Below are 25,369 nucleotides of genomic sequence, written 5' to 3'. Positions count from 1 at the left end.
ATAGCTGCAAAGTATCACTCATCGCATTTCTAAATTACTAATGATTTTTTATGTTACTAATGAAGAATAACAACAACTAACATACGAGAAAGGAAATGAATAAAATAACCAAAGCTATCGGTGTATCACTATTGCTCTCTGGCGTGAATCACAACGCAATTGCTTCGTCTGACCATATTAAATTATTGCAAAAAGTTGAATCTAAAGTCATCGATTGGCGCAGAGATATTCACCAAAACCCAGAGCTTGGTAACAGAGAAGTGCGTACAGCAGCCTTGGTAGCGCAGCACCTAAAAAAGTTAGGCATGCAAGTTGAAACACAAGTGGCTCATACCGGAGTTGTGGGCTTTTTAAAGGGCGCAAAGCCCGGACCTACCATTATGTTGCGAGCTGACATGGACGCATTACCGGTTACTGAAAAAACCAACCTCCCTTTCAGCTCAACCAAAACTACAAATTACCGCGGTGTAGATGTAGGTATCATGCACGCTTGCGGTCACGATACCCATGTTGCGATGCTCATGGGCGCAGCTGAAGTACTTGCAAGCATGCAAAGTGAGCTCGCTGGTAATGTCATGTTTGTTTTCCAACCTGCTGAAGAGGGGGCACCAGATGGAGAAGAAGGCGGTGCTGAGTTGATGTTAAAAGAAGGGATATTTAAAAGGTATCAACCCGATGTCGCATTTGGGTTACATATCACATCTAAACTCAATGTCGGCCAGATAGGCTATCGTAGTGGTCCAACAATGGCCAGTGCAGATCGATTCGAAATCACAGTCAAGGGCGAGCAAACTCATGGCTCAACTCCGTGGGCTGGTGCAGACCCCATTGCAGCGGCTGCGCAAGTTGTTTCTGGCATCAATCACATTGTGAGTCGTCAAATCAATATTACAAAAGAACCTGCAATCGTTTCGTTTGGTAAAATCTCCGGTGGCGTTCGAAATAATATTATTCCAGAAGAAGTCAGCATGGTGGGCACTATTCGTAACTTCGATATGGATAATCGACAGCAAATCTTCGACAAAATAAAGCACACAGCAGAGCATATTGCCCAAGCTTCAGGGAGTAAAGCGGAAGTAGTCATAAAAGAAGGCTACCCTGTTACTGTCAATGATCCCGCCTTAACAGACAAAATGCTTCCTTCACTTGCGAAAGTAGTTGGGAGTGATGGACTCATTGAAATGCCAAAGGTCACTGGTGCAGAAGACTTTTCTTTTTACGCGATGGAAGTGCCGGGGTTATTCGTGTTTTTAGGGGGCACACCAAAAGGGACTCATCCAAAAGACGCTCCGAGTAATCACTCACCCTACTTTTTTGCTGACGAATCTGCATTTAAGTTGGGCACCCGCGCTTTAACTGAATTTACATTAGATTATATGGCGCAATCTAATTGATCGTTCTGTTATAATTAAGGTTAAATATTAAGTGAGTTGAGTGCCTAAACCCATCAACCCACTTAATTACACTTAGTCGTGTTTTTTCTGCTTCAACAATTCATCCAGCTTGGCCTCAAGACGATCAATGTCTTCTTTGGTTGCGGACATTTGCTCTGTTTTGACTTCTTCGTCATGCATCACTTGCATCGCATCGACAATAATACCAATGAATAGATTTAATACCGCAAAGCTGGTGATAATGATAAACGGCACGAAAAATAGCCAAGATTCAGGAAATAGCTCCATTGTAGGTCGCACTATTCCCATAGACCAACTTTCCAGCGTCATGACTTGGAAAAGTGTATATGCTGATGCACCCAGACTACCAAACCACTCTTGCATATTTGGATCTGGATGTTGACCAAATAATTTCGTAGTTAAAACCGCTGACACATAAAAAACGATACCTAGCACACCAATAACAGATGCCATTCCAGGTAATGAATGCCCCAAGGCTCCTATTACTCTTCGCATCTGAGGCACAATTGAGAACAACCTCAAGACTCTGAGGATCCTAAATGCACGTAAAACAGAAAGTGCTCCACCAGCAGGGATCCAAGATATCGCAACGATAATAAAGTCGAAGCAATTCCAACCAGATTTAAAGAATTTAAGTCGGTAAACAATCAGTTTAAGTAACAACTCGAGGGTAAAAATAAGTAAGATGACTGTATCTATTTTATGCAATAACAATGCATTATCTTTGCCAAACTGAGTTGTCTCAAGACCTAATGTTACTGCATTGAACAGGATCACAGCGACCAAAAAGTTTTGAAATGATTTGGCTTCTACGATGGATGTCAGTTTCGACATCAAATTATTTGAAGGTGTCACAATTATAATTTTAATGATATGAATAATAGCCAATCTTTTAATTAAATAGCGTATTTGTCAAGAATAAAGTGAAGAAAGCAAAAGCTTGTTAAAAAAGTTTCCAGTGGTGGCTAAACAAAAATTCACACTCAAGAAATAAATATTTAATTTAAGTGTATATAGACTATGATGTGGACCAATAAACTCGCAACCGGCACCACTCTACCCCAAAAAGCCCATTTAAAATCCAACATCATTCAATATTGATGATATTTTATTCCACCTTGTAATTAATGACTCTAACTATCAGCACAAAGATTTATTTTCATTTCAATCAATTGATGCCCACATACGACCTCAACTTCTGCAATAAATCTAAACCCAAGCTTTTCATAAAATTGTCTTAAATAATTATGAGCATGAATGTGAATTGACGCTATGTTGAGCGTTTTCGCGTGTTCTATTAATGCATTTACTACCGTCGTCGCAATACCTTGAGAACGATGAGCCTTTAATACTGCCACTCTGGTCATAGACGACTGTTGCTTGATCCCCACCGTTAAACGTGCAGTTGCAATGGCTCGCCCTTCATTACTCACCAGTACATGAAGTGACTCTTCATCTAAACCATCATGATCTAACTCTGTCGCAATATTTTGTTCTTTGGTAAACACCTCATAACGTATACTGCGTGCACGCTCAATCAGCTCATAACCGTTTCCTATGACTAACTCGTACTCATCGGCTATCTTCTTTTCATCGTCAAGACTGAGATTTAGAACGACTGCTTTCATAATTTATACCTAGCTATCCTTAACACTAACGTCATCAGCTATCATTGCCAAAATGCTCGCTGACTCACCATGTACATTATTTTGGCTATGATTCAACCACCTTCCCACAAGATGCGCAATGGCAAAAACCAAATAGATAAGTCAAACGCTCAAGTTCACGCTCACATCATTAATAACCCTGATTAATCCTTATGCGTTATTCAATATATCCCCTCTTTAAAAACCAAGTTAATAATATAAACCAAAAAAATAACAAATTTCACTTAAAAAATCACAAAGCACACGCATTTAACATGTGGCGATATTTAAAACGAACTCAATTTTAATATTATGCAATAAGTTGATAAAAACTTTAGTTCGTGGCATATATTAAAAACATTCACTTTAAAGGAGTTCTCGTGATTAATCGCATACTTTTATTAATCTTTGTATTATCGCTAACGGCTTGCTCCAGTACTAACACCTCAGTCGTTGCCGATATACCACCAGTCACAGAGCTTTTGAGCAATCACGCCTTTGAAGATGCGCCAACAATCAATGAACAGCAAATCTTTGACCTACCGAAATACGAAAGAGACAAGTTCTTAGCTTTTTATCACAATGCACTAGCGCAAGGCGTGAGACCAGACAAAGCCATCTTTAAATATCTCGAAAACCGCTTAGATAACTTTACTTATGATGGTGAGACGTTGACAGCTAAAGAGTCTTTAACGAGAAATGAAGGCAACTGCATATCTTTGGCAATACTCACACAGGCCTATGCATCCTTAGCCAAGGTAGATACGACCTTCATTGAAGTGGGCACTATGCCTGTGTTTCGCAAAAACAAAGATACCATTTTAATTTCCAATCACTTCCGTACCAAGTTATTAGCACCAGAAAAACCATTACAACCAGGCGCATTTGTCATTCTTCGTGCTGGTACCGTTGTAGATTATTTTCCAGCACAAGATAGCTTTTTTATAAACAACGCGACTTACCAAGACCTTGTTTCAAAATATTATGCGAACAAAGCGGTTGATGCACTGATCAGCGAGCAATTTAATCAAAGCTATAGTTTGCTTAAAAGAGCTTTATACTATCGACCTTATCACCCTGAGCTAATCAATATTGCCGCTGTATTGCATCGCCGCAGTGGACAAACCGAGCAGGCTAATACAATTTATCAATATGCTGTGGAAAATCATTTTACTAGTCCAAACTTGTTATCAAATTATCTATTGGTCGCAAAGAGTCAGTCTGATAGCTCACTAATTAGTCGCTTAGAAAGTCTACTAGAGAGTAACGTATCAACACCATTTGATAAAATTCAATTGGCTCAAAGAGCGATTGATAAAGGCCAATATAAAAAGGCGATCAAACAACTTGAAGAAGTTATTTATGAAACGCCCTATATACCAGAACCTTACTTTGAACTTGCTAAACTTTATAACACGCAAGGTAATAAAGAAAAAACCGAACAGTTTCTTGCTAAAGCAGTTGAAAAATCATCCGACCCAGAAAAACGAGCTTTGTTCCAAGCTAAAAGAGATTCAATTCCCAGAGGTAACGCTCACAAGTGATCTAGAAGACTTTAAAGAGACATTTATAATCAACCCTAAGGGGCGTGTGCACAATGGACTAAAAACCACTGTGCACTTTCCATTACCAGCTGACCTGCCATACTTTCATAAAAGAGAGAGCTATACATAATGGAGCACTTGCAATAGTGGGGTCATTCAACATAAAAGAAAACCACACCCTAGCCCTCTTCTCCTAAAGTAAATCAAGTTACTCGGTCACTGACCACAAAAAACAACTTTAAACAGACTAACGCTTTTCTCGCTTAAACATATCTCACTGCTTGATGCTTCTTTTGTTTTAGCCAAGTAGTAGATTGCTGCATTTTGATTTTTTCTTAAGTTTAAGGAACTGATCAAGCTCTGGCCATCATCTGCATATTGATTAAAAATAGTGCCATGTACCACGTTTAAAATATAAGTCTTACCTTCATCAAAAGTAAACTTTTCCGAGTCAAGGTGAACTCCCTTATTGGACTTGCCAAAACCTCTATAATAAATGGTGTTTTCACCAGCAGGTACTTCAAATGTTGTGTGCTCATCGTAAAAAACTTTGCCGACAAAGTCTCCATCCGGTGAAAGACTAAAAGCAATATCCCCAAGCTCATGACTAGACATTCTATAGTATATATAAACTCGTGCTTTACCCTCAGAAACTGGCTTCAACTCAAAACTATTTACCGCTTGTTCAATCTCCAGTTCACTAGGGCCAGATGCACACCCAGCTAAAAACAAGCTCGCAAGCAAAAATAACACTTTAACTTTCATATACTACTCCAATATTAAAACCATTCTAGCACCAAAATTTAATCCAAATTTTGAGCGCACGGATCCTACATTAATCATTTAGCTTAAATCAAATTAAAATAGTGAAGCTATATTTTATATAGTGATTTTATATAAGCATTGAAAAATAAAAAATCAGCAGGGTATAATTTAACCACCTAGAATACTGGTTACATTTATCAATTAAGTTGCACCTTCACCTTTGGCATAATTCTCCTGCTCACTGGTAAACTGTCACCAGTAGTTAATGAGAGGTTACCACCACCTGAAGACAACTTTTCTAATGACTGAATAAAGTGTTTATTGGCAATATATGAGCGATGAACTCTCAAGAAAGTCGCGGGTAATTTATCTTCCATTATCGCAAGCCCCTCATTGTGAAGAAGGCACCTCCCATCTGAAAGCGTGATTTCCACATAATCCCGCGCCCCTTTTACAAAGCATATTAGATCACTTGATACCCACTCAATCTTGCCTGAAAGGTTTAATTTAATTTTTGAGGGTTGCTGCTGCTCTTTGTATTCATCTAATGCATGTTGCAGCCGCTGAGCGTTCGCTTGCGCAAGTAACTTCTGTGATTTCTCCACTTTGTAAGCAACCGCGTGTTGTATAGAAAAAAACACCAGTAAAAAAGCCACAAAATAATAATAATATATGTCTAGAAATGCATTTGGCTTCGCAGCTATGGCCACGGAGAAAACAAAAAAAGCAGTTGCGTGTTGAATGGCAAGCGCGTGCTTACGATATGATTCGTACCCAGTAATTAATAAACATATTCCAGCAGGTATTTGAAAAGCCAGCACAGTCTTGTCTTCAATTGTCGCTCCAAAATATACTATGACCAGTGTGAATGACATTGAAAGCGCAAACCAAATCCATTGACCCTGTCTCACAAAACTACGTATTGTATAGAGCAACAGACACTGTCCACTTAGGATGCTTAACAATAAGATAGCCAATAGTCTCGTGTCTTGAAAAGAATATTCATATGATATCAATCCTCTAGACACCTCTACTAACAACTGAAGCGCCACAAGTAGCGCAAAAATAGGCAATAAAACATTACGTTGACGTTTTGATTGAAGCGCAGCCAATGCACAAGAAAACACAAAACCAATGAACAAAACCCCTAAAGGAACAAAGGATGGTAAATAGTTTCGTAACACAATATCTTGTGGAGACTCATACTGAGTAAAAATCGCAAACGAAATAAAATTACTCATTGTGTGACGACTATGATGTGCAGAGAGTTTTACTACCCACTCATTTTGGCGTTTTTTAATGAGCTCTTTAGGCACATATATCACCGTATCCATCACCCCTTCTATCTCACCCTCTTTGGTGAGTGAGGGAGTACCGTTACTACCAATTAACTGCCCATTCAAATAAAACTCCCCAGATGCTTTGGCAGAAAAGAACAGTCCCAATGGTTTATCGGTCAATTTTGGTAAATCCAAGTCAAAAGATGTACCTATCCAAATGAGTTTGCTGGTAGGCTCGACTTTATCTAACGATACTTGCTCACACTTTTGCTCAAAAAAATTCGCAGCTGTTAGCCCACCAACATCGTCATAACACACCGTAACCTCTTGAATAAAATACTTATTAAAGTTATCAGCATGGACTTTATGAGAAATAAAAAGCAAAGCAAATACAAAAAATAGTATAGTCTTCAGCGTATTGGTTGAAAACCACCACTGCTTTGTACTTATTGAGAAGAACCCAAGATACCTCACTGCCACTTGCAGAAAATACCCTACCGCTTGCATATAAGTACTAGAAAGATAAGAAGTAATTGTTAATGTCCTTACTAATGATTAAATTGCTTCAATGGGCGAATATTAATGAACTATATCAAAAACTCAATTTTTACAGGCATTATCTTGTCACAATTTCTTTTTACACCAACGTGTTTTGGCTCAACACTAGAGCACAAGCAAATTGATGCCTTGGTCGAAAAAGCAATGGGTAAACTCAATATTCCAGGTATCGCTTTAGCCGTGGTGAGCGGTAATGAAGTCTTGTACGCCAAAGGACATGGGGTTCAATCAATTGAAACAAATACACCTGTAGATACAGACACGTTATTTCAAGTTGCCTCCATTTCTAAATCATTTTTAACCGCGGCATTTGCGCGATTAGTTGACGAGGGTAAACTCAGCTGGGATGACAAAGTCATTGACCACCTCCCTCACTTTCAAATGTATGACCCTTGGGTCACGCGAGAATTTACCATTAGGGACTTATTAACCCACCGCTCAGGTTTACCACTTGGAGCAGGAGACCTGTTGCAATGGCCAGACGCACACGCTCAACCAGACGAAATTATTGCCGCATTAAAGTACCTAAAGCCAACAAGCTCATTTAGATCTGAGTATTCCTATAACAACTTAATGTATACCGTTGCGGAAGAAGTGATTCGCGTCGTCACTAAAATGCCTTGGGATCAATACGTGGAAAAAGCGTTGATTTCACCTTTAAAAATGACCGGATGCGTAGCCAGCCCCAAACGAATTACGCAAAAAGATAAACGTGCCATACCTCACATGGCAGTCAATGGGCAATTAAAAACCACCTTTTTCAAAGACGATGAACACATCAATTGCGACATAACAGGTATGGCCAAGTGGGCGCAAATGTTCCTATCCAAAGGTAAATTACCTGAAGGGCAAGTATTAATCACAGAACAACAGCAGAAAGAAATGTGGAAATCAGTTACATTGCAAAAAGTCTCCTACATTGACCAAAAATATGCGCAAACTCACTTTCAAGCATATGGTCTGGGGTGGCGCTTAAAAGACTTCCATGGTCATTTACATGCGTCACATGGCGGTGCTGTGCAAGGCATGACTTCTCATATCGCTTTTCTACCTGAAAAAGACATCGCCGTGATAGCGCTAACTAATCAGTGGTCGCGCGCGGCGCAAGGACTGACGGCAACGATATTAGAACACTACATTGAACAACAGCCAACCGATTACATTGATGTTTATATAGAAGGTAATAAACGTTACAAAGAGTACCTAAAACAACAAAATAAGGCCGAGAAGCCACTCGAATTAAGTTCAACTAAGCCGCCTTTAGCGCTGAGTCAATACGCAGGCACTTACCAAGATGACTGGTATGGTAGTGTTAAAGTCATTGTGTCTGACGAAAAGTTATTAATTGAATTCTCTCGCGGTAAAGCGCTGAGGGGGGCCTTGGTTCACCTGCAAGGCAATCGATTTGCCGCCAAATGGACTGACAGAACACTTAATGCTGATGCCTTTGTTAACTTTGACGTTGATTTTGAAGGGAATATCTCGGGATTCAAAATGAAAGCGATAAGTCGTAGTACTGACTTTTCCTATAACTTTCATGACTTAAACCTAAAAAAGGTAAGCGAATAACAAGGTGACCTTGTTGCCGTCATAGTCATATAGAAAACACCCACTTACTCTTTGTTAATTACTCTGAGTAGGCGGGTATACACACATTAATTTGCCCAGCGTTCAACTTGCGCCCATATCGCGCAAAGTATGGCTTTAATTGACATAATTAAAGCCTATCGCATTCCATACCCAAAATACATACAGAAAACTGAAGCAACTCAAAGTAAACATCGAATAATGGATCTTATATAACATCCCAGACTCTTCATGACGCCAAATATATGCGAGTCCCACCACTTTGACTAACGTCAAAAGCGCAATAACCAGTACCAAGTAAAGTAACAGCTTTACTTCCAATGTCGGGAAATTAATCAGGAAGTTATACTCGTCTAAAACGAGACCAGAGTTCATAAAAATAAAGCCTATCACAGTAAGCAGTAACAATCCGGCAACGATACGTGTCACTTTTTTAAATACATGGAGGGTTTTAGCTCGACGCTTTTGAAGACTCGTCAGTAACAGGGTGGACAAAGACAGTAATGACGCAAGGATCAAGACAAAATAAAAGAAAAATGGACTATGGAACAAGCTTACTCTCTCATAGTCACCAGACCACATACTTGCTGAAAAACGCGTTATCTCCCCTGAACTGTCAGGATAAAAATAAAATATAGAACCCTGATCTGACTGCGCTTGAAATACGTTTTCTTTGAGTCGTTTAAGCGCAAATTTAGTATGACTTCCCAAGCGGCGCATAACCAACTGGCCTTGTGCATCAAGGGAAATGATCACTGAACTGTCTAAAGCCGACACTTTTTCTAATTGAGTATATGAACGACGCGTACTCAACCAAGAGCCAGTATATTCTTCTAATTGACGCTTCACAATTGGCGCTGTCATAAATTGATTATATGCGCCCAATTGAGGCGATTCGTCTATTTGTATAGGCAGGCTTTTATAGTATTTATTAAGAATAGCCCTAGGTAAGAAGTCTGCTAACTGAGCAGCGCCCCCCACCATATTACTAGCAATAAAAATACCGAGCTGTATTTCAGGAAAGACAATCATATTGGCAGAGAAAGTCAGCGTTGCACCCGAGTGATGGTAGTACTTATATCCCCTGATATTACCTTCGAACATGCCATGTGCAACCCCTGTAGCAAGCACTCTATCGTCATACAACCTCTGTTTCATTATGCTGTCGGTAAGCGGTGAGACTAGCCCACGTCGTTCTTGCAGCAGCGAGCGCATATACAATGCCATATTCTCTGCTGTGGCTGACACAGCGCCCGCACCGCCGATATGCCCTATAAACTCAAAAGGTTTCGCTAAATTTCGTCCCGCTGTGTCTTTGAAGTAGCCTGTTGCTAAGTGCGCTTGCAAAGCGCGCTGCATAGATGTCGCCTCAGATCCCAGCGGCTCTCGCAGTGTGGTGTTATGCATACCTAACGGAGAAAAAATGTGTTGCTCCATGTAAGTGGCTAAATCTAAACCAGACTTTAACTCCACCAAATAGCCCAATAAACCAAACCCATAATTCGAATAAGACATATTGTAACCTACGGGCCAAACTCTACTCGGCATGTAGGTCGCCAAATACTGCGATGTACTCAACACCTCTTCGGCATGACCACTTAATAAATTGCCAGCATCAGCTTCCTCAAACCCCGCTCGATGGCTCAATAAAGCGGCAATAGTGATAGGGTCTTCGAAGGTGTCAGGGATTTTAAATTCGGTGAGGTATTCATTTATATCAACATCTAATGCGAGTTTTCCCTGCTCCACTAACTGCATAACCGCAATCGCGGTCATTGTTTTTGTAATTGAGCCAATGCGAAACAAAGTCGTATGAGGGTTCACCATTTTTTGACTACTGACATCGCTAAAACCGTATCCTTTGAGCATCACTATCTTATCGTCTTTAACAATAGAGACAGTCACTCCGGGTATGGTATGTTGCGCTATCCCCCGTTCAATCAATGCCTCAACATACTGCTCTAAGCCTGTCAATTCAATCTTTGACATTGACGCATCTATCACCACTTTTTGTCCATGTCGCTCACTGGCTAAATTCGCATGTATACTGTGAGATACAAAAAAGCAGGCAACCAAAAATCCAAACAGAACTGCCAGAATAACAGACCGAAATTCTGTTGTTGCTTTCATAAAACGACCTTATTTTTCTTATTGTAAAAGATGTCGATTTAGCGGGGGTAAAAACCGTAAACCAACAATATGCGCTCACTCATTAAGGACTTTTGGTACTACCTTCATTACATACGAAAAAGATGGGAGGCGAAAGCAGTATTCTCTCACTACTGCCGAATGTGAAAAGTAAATGCTTGTATTCGTGCGGCACCTCCTCATTCGCTTTTATCGTCACAGGTTGGCTTACAACAAAATTCGCACCAATACTTTTTGCATATTTAAATGAACTCGTTTCAAAGCTGTCTTCTACCATTTTTAAAAAGAACTCATGGTTACCGTGAATACCGGAAATAATTAAGAAATCACTGGTTGCTTGGCTGGTTGTATACTCGTTGGCAGTTAATGTCTGTTTTTTTGTACACATGTGATTAGGCGGTAGTGTCATAGAGGCAACGACTCCCCGAACTTTGTAGTCGGTTGCCATTGCAACACTCACCTGTAAAAGCAAGAAAAAGAAAGCCGTTATTTTGATCTTCATAATTACTCTCAAATAATATAACGATAAATTAATCGCAATGCTTAAATTGCTTACGCTTCAAGAACAGAGCTAAGCCTAATATGATGCCAAATAGCGTACTTATGGGAAATCCAATAGTCATCATAATAGACATAGAAGTACTAAAATAGTAAAAGTCTCTATTTCGATATTGAGTAAACATTAAAATGCACATTGCACAGAGCCACCCAGGAAAAGATACAATCATAAAAGTCGCTAACGGTACTAACGCATGACTGATCCTTTGGGCTGTCTCTTCAGGTGTATCTTGCACATTTAAATTCGTGAAAATTTGGTAAAGCTCAAAACTGGATGATGCTAAGCCCCCCAATATGAGAATTTGAGTCAAACTCATCACAGCCATAATTTTGCTATATATAAATTTAGGTTCTTTTAAAGTGCTCGCTTTGTCCAAAATTACCTCATGTACTTTGTTGATATCTGCATTGTGTTAAATGGCACAATGTCTCACAGGCAGTTGTATGATGTAAGTCCCACGCATCATTGTATCTGGGAGTAATGCGTTTTACCGAATAAAGCGCCTTAAGGGCTTAATTCCTCGTCGGTGCAATTTATCAGTTGCTCACGGACTTCCATTAACGCAAACCCAAGTAAATTAAGGCCCTGCCAGCTATACACATCTTCAATGCGTGGATCATCTTGTGCTAACCCTACTCCCCATATTTTATCTACAGGACTTGCCTCAACCAGTATCCTATCTCTGGTATTGATTAAAAATGCTTTAAGTGCTGGGTTTTGAGAAAACTTTGCAAAATTAGCATTTACAACAATGCCGAAGCGCTTTCTTTCCCATACTTTCTGTTCAAATCCACGTACTTCACGACCTATGGCCTTTGCAGCCCCAGGCGTTTTAGCACCGAGTACCCTTTCGCATGCGTCGTTATCATCGAAAAGTTTTGCTTTGTGGTACATCATGTAATGCTCAGCTGTGGCAAATAAACCCCCATTTTCTTCGAACTTTGCTTCGTACCACTGACTAAAGCAGCTTTTTGTCACATGCCCACTTCGTTCTTGATGACCCCAAAAAAAGAGGTGTTTAACTTGATTACCCGCTTTTAAATGCTCGGCTAATTCTTCTCTTGTTCTAATTTTCATTCCATACTGCCTTGCGCGTAACTCAAACCAATCAACACCCATGTCGCTAACTCAATCGGCGCGTTTACTAACGCTTTCATCATAAGACTACTTTTCAATACCCGAGCGCACTTTTCCCGTTTTTGAGTTCAAAGCAATCATCTGCAACTTCCAAACATGATGGTAGTTTACCCTTAAACTCCCACTCTGTAATTGGCTCATCTTCATAAGGAAATGCTAGCTTATTGGGCCCTATGAATTTTGGTTTTTCGATGCTGCTATATTGACCAACTTGCTCCATTTTTTCATTGAAAAAAATAAGCCTATAGCTTCCTCTGCATGATGAAGCGCCCCATATTGTTTCAAGGTACGTGACATACAGTTTTCGGCCCTTTTCGTCAGTCAAACTCCCTAAATAAGAAAAGACTTCCCAGTTAAAGGTACCATCCTGCCATGACCCCATTTCAGCTTTTTTTGCAGCTTCATATAATACTGAAGCCAACGGCTCATCCCCTTTTACATGTCGAGTTGAGGTGGTTGGGCACTCAGCAAACACCGACATACTGAAAACAAGAAAAACCAAACAAATAAAAAAATTGTTCACTAAAATTTCCCAAATAGCTTTATAAGATTCGAATGACTTAGTATTGAATAGGCACTGAATTTAATTGAAGCTCATATATCATAAACGTCTAATTGTAATGCCGATGGCAAAAATCAACGACAGCCAGCGCAACGTACATTTTACTGTCAATCGGGACTATTTAAAATACACTCTATTCTGTTTTTACAAACAAAACATATAGAGCACATTTACCCTGTAATGCCCGCTAGATATTAGCCTAGAGTAAGTCACTCAGTACGTCTGACTATGGTCATTAACTCACGCTATGCTTTATCCGTAACTGCAATTTAGCCATACATTTCGGTAATGATACTGGCTGCTTTGCCAATGTTTGCGACCCACAATCGAGAGTAAAAATATACCTTTTAGCTAGAGATATCGTTTACTTTTATATACTTAGTTTCTTCTGGTATAGCTTGCAACTCTCTCTTCAAAAACGCGGGTTTCAAATTTAAATTAGACAAGTTGCCTATTGGATACCATTTAAATTCAAGCTCTATATCAGATTCAATCCCCCGAAACGTATTACCGATAGGCAACCTCTCTGGTGCCGCTAATTCTGTTAGGAAATAATTTGAGATCTCATGATACTTTTTCCCTGCGTATATAAAGAAGTTTTCAACGTACCAGATATGACGTTTTACCACCGTAACGACATCTAACTCTTCGAGCAGCTCTCGACTTATTGTCGAATCTGAATTTTCGAAAAACTCGACTCTACCGCCCGGCAAAGCCCAAAAGGGATCATCAATATTTCGATGAAGTAATATATGACCATTATGAATAATGACAGCGACACTGCGACAATTAAAACATGAATCTTCACTATCAAATTTCAGCACCTTTTCCTCCCATTCGCTCTCTGTTATGTTAAGTAAATTAATGAGTTAGTTCTAAGCTCACAAAGACAAAAGCTGTGAATGCCTCACTGTTACACTTTTTTGATAATTTTACTGAAATATACAAAAATAAAAAACTAATACTGAAGTTGTGACTAAAAACATGACTTAGCTGCAACGAATAACGTTATATTTGGCTTTAGCCTCATATTTTCCATTGTATAACGTCAAAATTTAGGCTTATGCCATCGAGAAGATAAAGTAAAGGAAAGCCACTTTTTAAATATACTTACAGTTAATTTATAAACTGATAAAGTGCCTAAACTATTTTTCGGACATTGAAAAACAATGAGCCAGTAAAACCCAATATGTCCACCACTTTTGAGAACCAATATGAGTAAAATGCTAAGCTTTATAAAAAAATCTAACCAAGTATTGTTCTTTGTCGCGGTTACACTATTTATCATCGTAGTATCTATCGACTTTATAACTGATTTGCTCGACAACAAATATGAGCCCCCCAAAATTGCACTTGTCGATAACAAAGACGAACACACTCAAATCAAAAAAACACAGTACACCATAGAGTATTTCGCTAAATTAAAAGACGTATACATTTTTGAGCTAAGTTCAAAAGAGATTGATATTAATCAAACCCACGATGGCGAAATCGTTGAAATGTTCGCCAAACCAAAAGTGTCGCTCGACTTGTATACCGTGCCATACTTATCCAAAAACGCCGTCAACTTGATGTTTGTGAGAGAAAATGGCGAACGCCACATGTTATTGAAAAAAGATGGGTTGATACTAGAAATCTCAAAAGCAAAGTTCGCAACAAACGAGGCTGGCTATTTACTTGATAAGAATCTTTATCTGATTATCAATGAAGATACCAATCAAAACGGCTATTTGGACTCAGATGATTCAGCCAAGCTATTTACATCAACTTTTGATGGCAAAGACTTAAGTCTCGTATTGCAGGATATCGGCGCCTTTAATTTAATCAGCGATAATAAAGTGTTAATCTCTCAAAAAGGTAAGTCACCAAAATTTTATGCATTCGAAGTCCAAAGTTCGACTTTAACTCATTTAAATACTTCAATTAACACATCAACAGAATAGATGAAAAACCTACTCGTCATCATATTAAAATCAAGCCACCCCGTTAGGATATGCGTAATAAGTAAATGTGCTTACACACTACAGGTAACACGTTATTAACAGGTGTGAGCTGCTCACTCTTTGGATGAGTAATTCAACAGCTTGTCACATAAACACAGTATCACAGAGAAAGGTAAAATACATTTAGGCGTCCAAAAGTGGCAAGTGCTTTATTTGCTGATAAGTGAGCGCTAACGCTAAACAACATTTTATAATAACTTTTAGTACAGGTTCCGATAAAGGCAAAACAATAGCCCTATCTCCCCTGAAACGCCAAAACTTCATCATAAAGCACTTTATAAGTGTCAAATCACTTTGTTTGGCGATAAAAGAACAACCAATAGTTTTTAAGTGTAGCCAGTTTCCAATCGTTCCTAATAGGACTGCCTTGTTTTACTTGATAACTTGGTTTTCACCACTTGATAGACTCTTCAACAGCGCCCAAATCAAGCTCACTCGCCACCTCAAATATTAAGTCTCGTAATGATTCAAAACGCGCTCTGACGAGTTACGGGTAATCCCTTCCAACAAACTTTGCACACCTCATCCATATTCCCTTTCTATATTTAGAGCCTGTGTCTACATGACTGTGCTCAATATCAATCTGAAACTAAGTCAGAGATTATATCTTCGCTCCTCAATAGCCTCATACAAGAACTTGATAGTATTGAATATATTATTAAATCATAAAGGTGTAACCAAAAAATCATAAGAAGCTCAAGCACCATATTTTTTTCTGTTTACTGTAGTAGGTAACCGCTAAATTGGAGTTTTGCAAAGCAGAATACAATTACTTTTTCCAATTTATGTAATGTTTATAAACAAATAAAAGGAGCAGCTATGACTCTCAAATACACCATAAAAAGCTTACTCGCGATTGCAGTACTCTTAAGCAATAACATGACAACGGCTATGGCAAACACCAAAGAGCATCACGCCCCAGAAGTGTCAAAAGCGGATGCTCATATCACCTATACCGAAGTCCCATATCTGGATACTGCCTTCGTAGATACTTCCCCAAAAAACAGAAAGGATGGGATCCCGGTAGGTAAGTTAGACCTCTATGGGGGTAAAAAACAGATGATCACCCAGTTTGCAAAAGAACTTGGTAGTTTTAAACATGGCCATTATGACAGTTTATTAATTGCGCATAATGGGAAGCTCGTTTTTGAATCCTATTATGCAAAGGGGCGAGTCAACCTCCCTCATTACCAAGCATCAGTAACAAAAACCTACACCGGCTTAGCTCTTGGTCGTGCCATTCAGCTAGGCTATCTTTCTATGGATGACTTGGACAAACCTTTAACAAGCTTCCTGACAGAGTTAGATTTAAGTAAATCGGTAAAACAAGGCGCTGATAAAGTGACCTTACGTCATGCATTAACCATGACATCCGGTATTCGAACTAATAGTGAACAAAGAGCGAAAATAGAAAAGCTGCCAAATCAATTAATGGGACAAGGAGAAATTAAAGCGATATTTGAGCACAGCCAGCCTGTCACTGAAGAGACTCAAACCTTCAAATACGGCTATGGTCCGCTTTTGGTCATGCATGTACTCGACGCCGTCGTCCCCGGAACTGCTAAAGACTTTATCAAAAAAGAAGTACTCGACAAAATAGGGATCAACAATTATCGGTGGAGAACAAATGGCGCATCTGGCTTGCCCGAAGCTGGGTGGCGCACAAATATGACGTCCAGAGATATGATAAAATGGGGCATGCTTGCTATGAACAAAGGGAAGTGGCACGGCGAGCAACTTATTCCCGAGAAATTTATCACCGATGGTACCAGCAGACTCATTATGACTGGCGATGATGAGGTGCATTGGGGTGGCAAAGATGTATCTAATCAAGGTTATGGGTATCTATGGTGGGGAGTCGACTTGAAAGTTGGAGATAAGCATTATTTAGGTGTTTCAGCCCAAGGTGGTAATGGCCAAATCATCATGATAATTGAAGAGCTCGATCTGCTAATTGTCCACACTGCGAATGATAACAACATTCCTTTCAAACAAGTCATTGCCGAGAAGATTCTGCCAGCCTTTATTTAAAGCTTAACTAAACACAATTCGCTCCGTTATTATCACTAAAAACGAGACTGTACGCTTAACCCAAACTATATTGTTTAGGTTAAGTGGCCTAGTTAATAGGCTGAACCGGAGCAGAACTTACTCAAATGCATTGGTTCACACTGATCAAAACCCCAATACCCATGCAGCATCGTTTATTGGTAACTTAACCTATTCTCTTCCGACATAACCCTAATCAGAGCAAACAATGATTGCCAAGCTTATGGTCTAACATTCTATTTTCACAGATCAGTAACCCTATCAGGCTCATTTCATCGTAAGCTTTTACTGAGCAGGCAATACACTGCGGGTTTATCAGTCCAAAAAGACTTAAATGCAAAACTCACTTATGCTTCATTTCTCTTTAGACAAAGTCAATGTGGGTAATTTGACTAGAGTTAGTACATAGGGTGACAGAGCCCCAATGGTGCGAGCAACGCGAACAACGAATAGAGGGGCAACTGATAAACACTTAATCTCACACAACTAGCAATAGCGCAAAGCCACCATTAAAGTTCAATATATTCAAAAGCAGTGACATCAAAATAACTAACGACTGATAACCACTGCGAGGCTAATCAGTATGAAGAAACAGCGCCGCTATATCAGTAATGCACAGTCTCTTGTTTACTCCACCCGACAAAAATGCTCCCCAAATATGTAAACACTAAAAAAGACAATGTGACGTATTTACTCTCAACTTCTAGAGCGAAAAGCCCAACAGCCGAAAAACACACGAGATTAATTACTATCAGTAGGTAACCCGAGTAAGCATACGTTGGTTTTGATACAGATCTGAATATGCCTTTAATTTTTTCCCTTCTGCGGTTTAAGCAACAACTAGCCACAATCAGGGAAATGACATGTGGCATGACTGCCATGCTTAGCATTACTAATACATTACTATTCAGCTTTTATGATAACTATTCCAAGCAACATAGCCCCAAAAAACAGCAGATACGATTGAGGCAGTATAAAATATACAAGCCAATACTGAATATATTAACCTAATAATAAAAATCACCTTTTATTAGAGATACCTGCATGCGCCACAGGCTTAAACTCACATTCACAAGTAAAGAAACATCAAAAGAATACGAACAACTTGCTCTACTAATGAGTGTAGTTATTTGAAAGCGAACGGAGGTCAGACTAACCAATGCTGAAAAGAAAGACTTATTGCCCCCTTTGCTAAAGAAACAGCCGCCTGTTATAAATAGTTCAACTGTAGGCTTCACCCAACAGTAAGCCTTAAAATGTGGTTCTTTTTTCCCTTGGTCGATTGCTGTTGACTCGCAAAATCTACTCACAGCATATTAAGTATTAAAACACACTATCTAATGCAACCTTAAACGCTTGAATAGCAGAATGGGACAGATAAGCTTCCATTCTAACAAACAAGTGATATAGGCCCTTCCCGTGCTCTTGTTTAAATGCTTCGCTTGAATATACGAGCTCTAGTTCATTTGCGACGGTTAGCTCACAAAACATCTTGGTTCTGTGAATATCTAGTGGAAAGAACCGCCCGTTAAACCTGTCTTTAAACTGGATTTTATCTTGATGACCAAATTGCCGAAAAACAAACTCTCTGTCACATGAGCAATATAAATAGACTAACGCTTCTTGATCTTTGCCTATGGTTTTAGCGATAGAATCTCGCTGTTCAAGTGACACCATATTCATATCAAATCCAGCTGTGCCATACGCAGCATGAAACAACCCCGCGGTTTGCAACACCTCAGAAGCGCCCCAGCTTTCAAGTATTGAAGCAGTACCTTTGAGATGGCGCTCCAGATCTCCATTTAAATGTTGAAAATCACCAGCATTCAGAGACTCCAGAACTTTGAAGCGCGTGTCCATATTCATTACAGTTTTCCACATCTAAAAATACGAGACGCCGCATTCGACGTCATATTAACTCAATTTATCATGTTTTATCTTTGAACTAAGCTGAACCAATTACCTGAATTGTCTAGTGCCATGGCTTCAACACCATACAACTGTTCTGTTGGAGGCTGGATAAACTCTACACCTTTAGCCACAAGATCATCATACGTTTTTTGGCAGTTTTCAGTTTCAAAAACACCTGCTCCAAAAGCCCCTTCTTGGATTAAAGCTCGTATTTTTTCAGCAGCGTCTTTGCTGAACATCGGCCCTTCTTTTGGCTCAGCTAATACCAGTTGATGCTGTGGTTTAGATTTTGGATGTACAGTCAGCCAGCGAAAATCGCCCTCCACCTTCATATCATCACCAACCTCGAAACCAAGTTTGTTTTTGTAAAAATCAAGCGCGTCGTCCTGATCCAGTACATAAATTGTTGTGTGCGCTATGGATGTAATCATTGATACATTTCCTGTTGTGAATTTATCCTCATTTTATACAAACAATAAAAAGGATATTTCTCCAATATTGCTCATTTCCCATGTTTTTTTAAAAAATGATAGGCATAGCATGCTGGAATAGCCTGAGACGGAAACCGATAAGCTTCTGATGATAAGGCCCATAGCTTGCGGCGATACAAGGTCGGCGCAATACCAACCTGCTTTGTAAATAGTGAAGAAAAGCTACCAAGACTTGAATAACCAACTTTCTCACAGACTTCTGAAATACTAACATGCTCTGTTATAAGCATTTTTTTCGCTTCCTCAAGCCTTAGCCTAATCAGCAGTTCATTGGGGGTTTCTCCATAAGCCTCTTTAAAGGCGCGCAAAAAATGATATGGAGACATGTAAGACTGCTTAGCTATATCAGTCAAACACAAAGAAGTTTGGTAGTTTTCGGCAATAAACTCCCTGCTCATGCTTAGACGTTTAATTTTATCATGTGCCGTCATACAATATCCTTTTTGAAACCACGTACAATATAACACGCTCAGAAGTTACATAAACAGTGAACTAAAACGTGTAAAAACCGACCTACCCAGATTGTTTTTTCAACGCATAACACTGCTACCAGTCTATTAATACGCAGCTTCTAATGTATTATAGATATCTGAAAAATCCATCTCAGTTTCAGAAAAGCTTTTTATTATTAAAACATTACCATCTTGCATTGATGATTCACGTAACACAAGAACATCATGTGGGCATATACCTATATAGCCACCATCGTCATGACACCCCACAGCCACAGTCCCTTTTAAACCTTGCCAATGTTTAAATTTCACTGGCTCAGCGATTTCTATTGCACCTTGCCTTCCAACAGTCACCCACTGTTGATTGAAATAATCAAATCCATGCTCGCTTAATACTTGTAAATACTCGCTGTAACCAACTGATATAGATAGGTTAGCACTACTGTTTTTATGTTTAGCTTCTAATTGACATTTATTTTTTTTCACCGGCTTAGAAGTGACTTGCCAGTCTTTGTTAAAGGCAACAGAAAACCAACAATCAGTAAAAACGAGTCGTTGTGTATTATTTGCACCTACGTCTAGACTTAAGAAAAACACCAAAACTAAAACAAACACTCTCATTTTATTGCCCAATCTCATACCCACAACACACGACTTAGAACAGTGTTTTTGCAGTATAGAAACACACAAAACCAATTCTTATTTGCCTATCCTAATAAAAGCTTATCTTCAACACTTTACGCCTCTGGTTAAATATCTAAAACAGATTTATAACAAGCTTATCTCCTTAGTATAAAAATAAACTGCACCTAGATCTTCACTTCCCAAACCCTTATACAACGACAAAAAAATGTTATAAATGATTGAAGTGTAGCGAGTGAAGAAAATAATTGTTATCTGTTCTTTTTATTCACTTTGTTACTTACCAAGCTCTGTAAAACGCTGATACTCTCCAATGGTAGAGAAAATACGTTGCATGTTTCTAACATACTCCTCGAAATGTGGAGATGATTTATCACAACCGAACGTCTTACACTGAAAGATGACGTTGCCGTCGTAATCGACTTCATAATATGTAGACCCTTCAACTTTTCTCCATTGTATTTCATAAGCAATAGCATTTTTACCATCGACTGAAACAAAATTATAAGTAAGTTCATTGAAGTGGTTATGAAGCTTAATGGGGCTCTGTGTATAAAAAGAATCGAGTTCAATCATCAACCCGGAGTTAACCAACTCAGTTCTAATCTTTTTCAAAGCACCTCCATAAGGGAGAGAGTCAGGTATAATTAGTTGACTGATATCTCCAACACTGATGACTTGCTTTGGTCTCCAATTGATTGGTATTGCTCTGTTGGGGTTAAATAGTTCAAGCAATTTTTTTAGTATAAACATTGGCGCTTTCCATTGGTAATAAGAAAATAATTAAAGCGACATCCTTGAATATTAAACATTGCAGCTTTCACAGTGTGATGAACTTCAACGAAGAGTGTGCTTTCACGCAATTAAAACTATCGCCTTCTCATTATTTACCAATTTAAAAAAGTTAATTAATCTATATTTATCAGGAAGCAACTCAAAGGGACAGGCTAAAATCGAAGGCACTTGAATTAAACCTCTTATTCAGAGGTTTCAAATTCAAAACCACCTACTTTTTTAGCAACTAAATTGTAAGCCCAACAAAATATACGCTGCATAAAATAAAACATGACCCCATACAATATGGGAGCAAGCGCAAAGAACAAAAATGGGAAGTTAGAAATTTGTTCACCATCACTAGTTTGAAGGCCTGGATCCAAAAAGAAGAAAAAGAGTGGCAAAAAACTCATTGGCAACATTAAAACTGCTATCGTAATGGCAAACACCTTACTCGTCTGATGTCCAGAAATACTTGTAATTTGAACCTTCATATTGATTCCCCTCGTCATAATACGTATCAATGAAAACCGCAAAGTAAGAGACTAAGGTATGCAAGTCAAGTGATTTGGCTCATTATCGTATGAAGTAAAAAGTGGACAGGCACTTTTTGGCACTAAAAACAGATTATTGTTCTATTCTCTCCATGGAACCATGATCGGGCTACTTATTGGCGGTTTAGTGACTATCATTTTATTTGTATTATCTAGTAAAAGTTCTTAATTACGGCACTTTTTATTACACCACTCATAACTTCATTAAAAAAGTGCCATATATTAATAACCTACCACTCAGAAAGATCACCTAAAGCAATATACTTAATAGTACAATAACCCAAGTGATGATTATCTGAGCTTGTAATGCGGTTTATCTCAACACTTTGACTTGTCGTTTGAGCTGTCAATAGCAATGAATAATAAGCATCAAATAATGGATCATCAGTGCGTAATAGTACAACTTTTTTACCGTTACAAACAACACCATTGTCTAGCTGCACACCTACATGCCCCCAATGACCTATAGCGACACTTTTTATCTTACCAACATATTTTCCTGAACTATCTATGTTTCCTGCTATCGATTGACTAGAAAAAAACGCGAATAAAAAAATAAGAAAAAGTGATTTCATAAAAACTCCTTTAAAAACTTTGTGGTGTTTGACTTTCCTTTTCAAAAAAACAATCATCACACTTTAAAAAATAAAAATCATCAACAATTGGCATATTAATAGAGCAACAACTTATTATCAACAAAAAACCATTACTAGCAAAAACAACCCACAAATATAAAAAACTTTCAAAAGAAAAACCACACACAGAGAGCACTAAAAAACAAATTTAATGATTTGAAAACCTAAATTAAACCAAGTTAAAAACTATCATTAAAAACCAATAAAACAAACCAGAATTAAAAACCGATAAAGCAAACTGCCGTCACCCCTGTGATAACTTTAAACAACTAAAAATGGAAAAATTTAAAGAAAACTTAAAAGCAATTTAAAAGGACAGGCACTTCTTGAATCCCAATCGAATCAAATTCATTAACTTGAAAGATAAGACTTAATCACCAGAAAACAATACCAAACCTTACCTTACAGTTTTAGCAGGGTGAAATTAGGAATATATTAATATAAATAAAAAGCAGGACTTATAATAAGAAAATGTGATTAAATTAGCATTTATTAGCCAACACCCTTGTACCAATTCACATCATTTTTAGCGGCATGTGCTCTTAATATGGTTTGAGAGCCTGCGAAGTTACCAAAATGAGTACCAAAGTTTTGTACCCTATCCAGCCAAGTTACTACTTCAATTTTCAATGACTCAAATATACTGGGTGTGTTCGTTGATATGTACCCTGCCTTTTTTTGATGAACGTGCCGACCAGCCCAATCGAGTAGTTCAAGGTAGTCCAAAAACGAGAAAGGTAATGTGTGTTCATGCACTCTTTCACCAAACGGTTTAAGTGATCTTGGTTGATTGGCTTGACACTTGAATTCATATTGATTTGATTTTTTGACGTTCGCTTTGTTTTGAAAATGGTTAATACGTTCTTGAATAGATGTAAAGTCGCTATCTTCTAATGTATTTGCCACACCCGATCGAATGGGGTTTAAGTCTACATAAGCCATGCAGCTTAACAATGACGTCTCATCTAGCAAGGCTTGTGATTTATATCGCCCTTCCCAATATTTACCAGTGCAGCTGTCTTCTTTGTTTGCAGTCTTTGCAATGTATTCATTGAGATTTTTCATATACCAACTAATGTCATACAGCCTAGTTCGCCATTTTTCAATCAACTCAGATACTTGTAGCTGTTCTGCCTCACTAAGCGTGTCGCCATGGAGGTATCTATCTATAATTGGACTTCCTCTACACAGCTTGTACCACCTCGATATTACTTGGTTATCTGGCCAATTGAGCGCTTGCTGTCTATTTACTTTTACAACCAAATGATAGTGATTACTCATAATGGCATACGCCGCTATTTCAATAGCAAATACACTGCTTAGCAACTTAAGACGCTCCACTAACCATATGCGCCTATGGTTAAAGTTTTTACCTGTGTACTTATCCTCTCCACATAAAAAAGCTCGGCGAACACACCGTGCGACTAAATGATAGTAGGATGTCGACGACAAATCGATCAGTGCTTTCCTTGCTCTTGTCATTCCTGTTCACTTTAACTTTAACTGGATATTTAAACAGTAGTCCGTTCGATTTCTTTTGGCAAGAAATTTGTGCCTGTCTCAAGTTTCGATGGCGTACCACGCCTCTTTGATTTAGATAAACTAGACCCTGAAATAACGAGCTCTCAACTCAGCAGAGTTCGCAAAACCATAAGCTATTTATTCACCCCCCCCTTAATCTCAACAATATTTGAGCGCCTTTCAAAAGCAAATAACGAGCCGTTTTCAGTAATTTTTAAATTATTCCTGCTGCGTGTAAACCTAAACAGCAAAAAGACCGTATTATGATGAACTAACAACAAAGGATGGCATTCACAATTACCTAACCAATATCAAAATAAATCTCAGAAGACATACACTGAACACAAATTTAGCTAGGTTGACCGTAGAAAGCGAACCCTTTAAAAGATACACTAGCGCGAGTTTAGATAAGGGTACAAAGTAGGAATATACATTGAAATTCACTAACAAAGACGTATTGCTATTCGATTTAGATGGAACATTGATCGACAGTGTGCCTGATTTGGCACTTAGTATTAATCAAATGCTAGACGCATTAGGCATGACCCCCTATCCAACTGACACTATTCGAAGCTGGGTAGGTAACGGTGCGGCGGTGCTTACACAGAGAGCATTATCAGGTAGTATCGATATCAATCCTGATCTAGATGCCACCTTCGTCGAGGAAGCACTTTCAATATTTCTAACTTATTATGAGCAAAATGTTTGCGTTGAGACCACGTTATATCCTAACGTCAAAAGCACATTGAAAAGTCTGCATAACCACGGCTATCGGCTAGTAATTGTAACCAATAAGCCCGAACAGTTTGTTCGCCCTATCTTAAAACATTTAGGCCTAAACGACTTTTTCGAAATGGTTGTTGGAGGCGACAGCCTACCAAAACGCAAACCCGATCCAATGCAACTAACTTATGTTTGCGACAAGCTTGGTGTTACGCCTTCGTCGTGTTTAATGATAGGTGACTCGAAAAACGATATCTTTGCAGCCACAGCAGCAGGTATGCAAAGTATCGGTCTAACCTATGGGTATAATCATGGTGAAGACATTAATAGCCATGGCGCGACTTTGGTATTAGATGATTTTGCAAACATCATTGAAACCTTAGCCTCTTTAACGGCACCAGCAGAGTAAGAAT

At 38.7% G+C, this 25,369-nt stretch carries 23 protein-coding genes; 6 read left to right on the top strand and 17 right to left on the bottom strand.

Going from position 1 to position 25,369, the window contains the following annotated elements; all coding sequences use genetic code 11:
• The first annotated feature begins 95 nt into the window (after positions 1-95).
• Positions 96-1,394, top strand: coding sequence for an amidohydrolase (locus JF50_RS11845; RefSeq protein ID WP_039609684.1), 1,299 nt, complete (start codon positions 96-98; stop codon positions 1,392-1,394).
• Positions 1,395-1,466: 72 nt separating this feature from the next.
• Here JF50_RS11845 and JF50_RS11840 read toward each other — a convergent pair whose 3' ends face one another.
• Together JF50_RS11840 and JF50_RS11835 are read right to left on the bottom strand one after the other, a co-directional pair.
• Positions 1,467-2,249 (bottom strand): ion transporter, encoded by a 783-nt coding sequence (locus JF50_RS11840; protein ID WP_039610136.1) that lies wholly within the window; start codon positions 2,247-2,249, stop codon positions 1,467-1,469.
• A 299-nt stretch (positions 2,250-2,548) separates the two neighbouring features.
• A complete protein-coding gene (locus JF50_RS11835; RefSeq protein WP_052262262.1) occupies positions 2,549-3,043 on the bottom strand; it encodes a GNAT family N-acetyltransferase in 495 nt (164 codons plus the stop codon).
• Between the two features lie 398 nt (positions 3,044-3,441).
• Here JF50_RS11835 and JF50_RS11830 point away from each other — a divergent pair, with 398 nt between their 5' ends.
• Entirely contained in the window at positions 3,442-4,605 is a 1,164-nt protein-coding gene (locus JF50_RS11830) for a tetratricopeptide repeat protein (RefSeq protein WP_052262261.1), read from the top strand.
• A gap of 216 nt (positions 4,606-4,821) precedes the next feature.
• Here JF50_RS11830 and JF50_RS11825 read toward each other — a convergent pair whose 3' ends face one another.
• Together JF50_RS11825 and JF50_RS11820 are read right to left on the bottom strand one after the other, a co-directional pair.
• Positions 4,822-5,370 carry a hypothetical protein gene (locus JF50_RS11825; protein ID WP_039609683.1) on the bottom strand — a complete coding sequence of 183 codons (549 nt, stop codon included), beginning with the start codon at positions 5,368-5,370 and terminating at the stop codon, positions 4,822-4,824.
• Positions 5,371-5,567: 197 nt separating this feature from the next.
• A complete protein-coding gene (locus JF50_RS11820; RefSeq protein ID WP_160290469.1) occupies positions 5,568-7,130 on the bottom strand; it encodes a LytR/AlgR family response regulator transcription factor in 1,563 nt (520 codons plus the stop codon).
• A gap of 102 nt (positions 7,131-7,232) precedes the next feature.
• Here JF50_RS11820 and JF50_RS11815 point away from each other — a divergent pair, with 102 nt between their 5' ends.
• Positions 7,233-8,777, top strand: coding sequence for a serine hydrolase (locus JF50_RS11815; protein ID WP_052262260.1), 1,545 nt, complete (start codon positions 7,233-7,235; stop codon positions 8,775-8,777).
• A gap of 135 nt (positions 8,778-8,912) precedes the next feature.
• Here JF50_RS11815 and JF50_RS11810 read toward each other — a convergent pair whose 3' ends face one another.
• The 5 genes from JF50_RS11810 to JF50_RS11785 all read right to left on the bottom strand — a co-directional run bounded on the left by JF50_RS11810 (position 8,913) and on the right by JF50_RS11785 (position 14,025).
• A complete protein-coding gene (locus tag JF50_RS11810; RefSeq protein ID WP_052262259.1) occupies positions 8,913-10,925 on the bottom strand; it encodes a serine hydrolase domain-containing protein in 2,013 nt (670 codons plus the stop codon).
• Between the two features lie 82 nt (positions 10,926-11,007).
• Complete coding sequence (locus tag JF50_RS11805) at positions 11,008-11,445, bottom strand: hypothetical protein (RefSeq protein ID WP_039609681.1); 438 nt, start codon at positions 11,443-11,445, stop codon at positions 11,008-11,010.
• Positions 11,446-12,006: 561 nt separating this feature from the next.
• Positions 12,007-12,579, bottom strand: coding sequence for an NADAR family protein (locus JF50_RS11795; protein WP_039609679.1), 573 nt, complete (start codon positions 12,577-12,579; stop codon positions 12,007-12,009).
• A 94-nt stretch (positions 12,580-12,673) separates the two neighbouring features.
• The gene (locus JF50_RS11790) at positions 12,674-13,162 is read right to left on the bottom strand and encodes a hypothetical protein (protein ID WP_039609678.1); all 489 of its coding nucleotides are present in this window, start codon (positions 13,160-13,162) and stop codon (positions 12,674-12,676) included.
• 386 nt (positions 13,163-13,548) lie between these two features.
• Positions 13,549-14,025, bottom strand: coding sequence for an NUDIX hydrolase (locus JF50_RS11785; RefSeq protein ID WP_039609677.1), 477 nt, complete (start codon positions 14,023-14,025; stop codon positions 13,549-13,551).
• A gap of 390 nt (positions 14,026-14,415) precedes the next feature.
• Here JF50_RS11785 and JF50_RS11780 point away from each other — a divergent pair, with 390 nt between their 5' ends.
• Positions 14,416-15,144: a hypothetical protein gene (locus tag JF50_RS11780; RefSeq protein ID WP_039609676.1), complete on the top strand. Its 729-nt coding sequence runs from the start codon at positions 14,416-14,418 to the stop codon at positions 15,142-15,144.
• Positions 15,145-16,023: 879 nt separating this feature from the next.
• Positions 16,024-17,235 (top strand): serine hydrolase domain-containing protein, encoded by a 1,212-nt coding sequence (locus JF50_RS11775; protein WP_039609675.1) that lies wholly within the window; start codon positions 16,024-16,026, stop codon positions 17,233-17,235.
• Between the two features lie 1,341 nt (positions 17,236-18,576).
• Here the strand turns inward: JF50_RS11775 and JF50_RS11770 are convergent.
• From JF50_RS11770 to JF50_RS11735, 8 genes are all read right to left on the bottom strand, one after another.
• Entirely contained in the window at positions 18,577-19,119 is a 543-nt protein-coding gene (locus tag JF50_RS11770; RefSeq protein ID WP_200890407.1) for a DUF6817 domain-containing protein, read from the bottom strand.
• Between the two features lie 68 nt (positions 19,120-19,187).
• Positions 19,188-19,595 (bottom strand): VOC family protein, encoded by a 408-nt coding sequence (locus tag JF50_RS11765; protein ID WP_039609674.1) that lies wholly within the window; start codon positions 19,593-19,595, stop codon positions 19,188-19,190.
• 71 nt (positions 19,596-19,666) lie between these two features.
• A complete protein-coding gene (locus tag JF50_RS11760; RefSeq protein WP_039609673.1) occupies positions 19,667-20,086 on the bottom strand; it encodes a helix-turn-helix domain-containing protein in 420 nt (139 codons plus the stop codon).
• A gap of 126 nt (positions 20,087-20,212) precedes the next feature.
• Positions 20,213-20,740 (bottom strand): hypothetical protein, encoded by a 528-nt coding sequence (locus JF50_RS11755; RefSeq protein WP_152614534.1) that lies wholly within the window; start codon positions 20,738-20,740, stop codon positions 20,213-20,215.
• A 285-nt stretch (positions 20,741-21,025) separates the two neighbouring features.
• Positions 21,026-21,502, bottom strand: a complete 477-nt coding sequence (locus tag JF50_RS11750; protein ID WP_039609671.1) for a hypothetical protein — start codon at positions 21,500-21,502, stop codon at positions 21,026-21,028.
• A gap of 224 nt (positions 21,503-21,726) precedes the next feature.
• Complete coding sequence (locus JF50_RS11745) at positions 21,727-22,017, bottom strand: hypothetical protein (protein ID WP_039609670.1); 291 nt, start codon at positions 22,015-22,017, stop codon at positions 21,727-21,729.
• Positions 22,018-22,307: 290 nt separating this feature from the next.
• On the bottom strand, positions 22,308-22,652 hold the full coding sequence (locus tag JF50_RS11740) for a hypothetical protein (RefSeq protein ID WP_039609669.1): 345 nt from the start codon (positions 22,650-22,652) through the stop codon (positions 22,308-22,310).
• Between the two features lie 552 nt (positions 22,653-23,204).
• The gene (locus tag JF50_RS11735) at positions 23,205-24,194 is read right to left on the bottom strand and encodes a transposase (protein ID WP_039609668.1); all 990 of its coding nucleotides are present in this window, start codon (positions 24,192-24,194) and stop codon (positions 23,205-23,207) included.
• Positions 24,195-24,666: 472 nt separating this feature from the next.
• Between JF50_RS11735 and JF50_RS11725 the strand changes: the two genes are divergently transcribed.
• Positions 24,667-25,365 carry a phosphoglycolate phosphatase gene (locus tag JF50_RS11725; RefSeq protein WP_039609666.1) on the top strand — a complete coding sequence of 233 codons (699 nt, stop codon included), beginning with the start codon at positions 24,667-24,669 and terminating at the stop codon, positions 25,363-25,365.
• Positions 25,366-25,369 lie beyond the last annotated feature (4 nt).

The organism is Pseudoalteromonas luteoviolacea (assembly GCF_000814765.1).
GTDB lineage: Bacteria > Pseudomonadota > Gammaproteobacteria > Enterobacterales > Alteromonadaceae > Pseudoalteromonas > Pseudoalteromonas luteoviolacea_H.
This window is presented reverse-complemented; position numbering and strand designations above follow the sequence as displayed.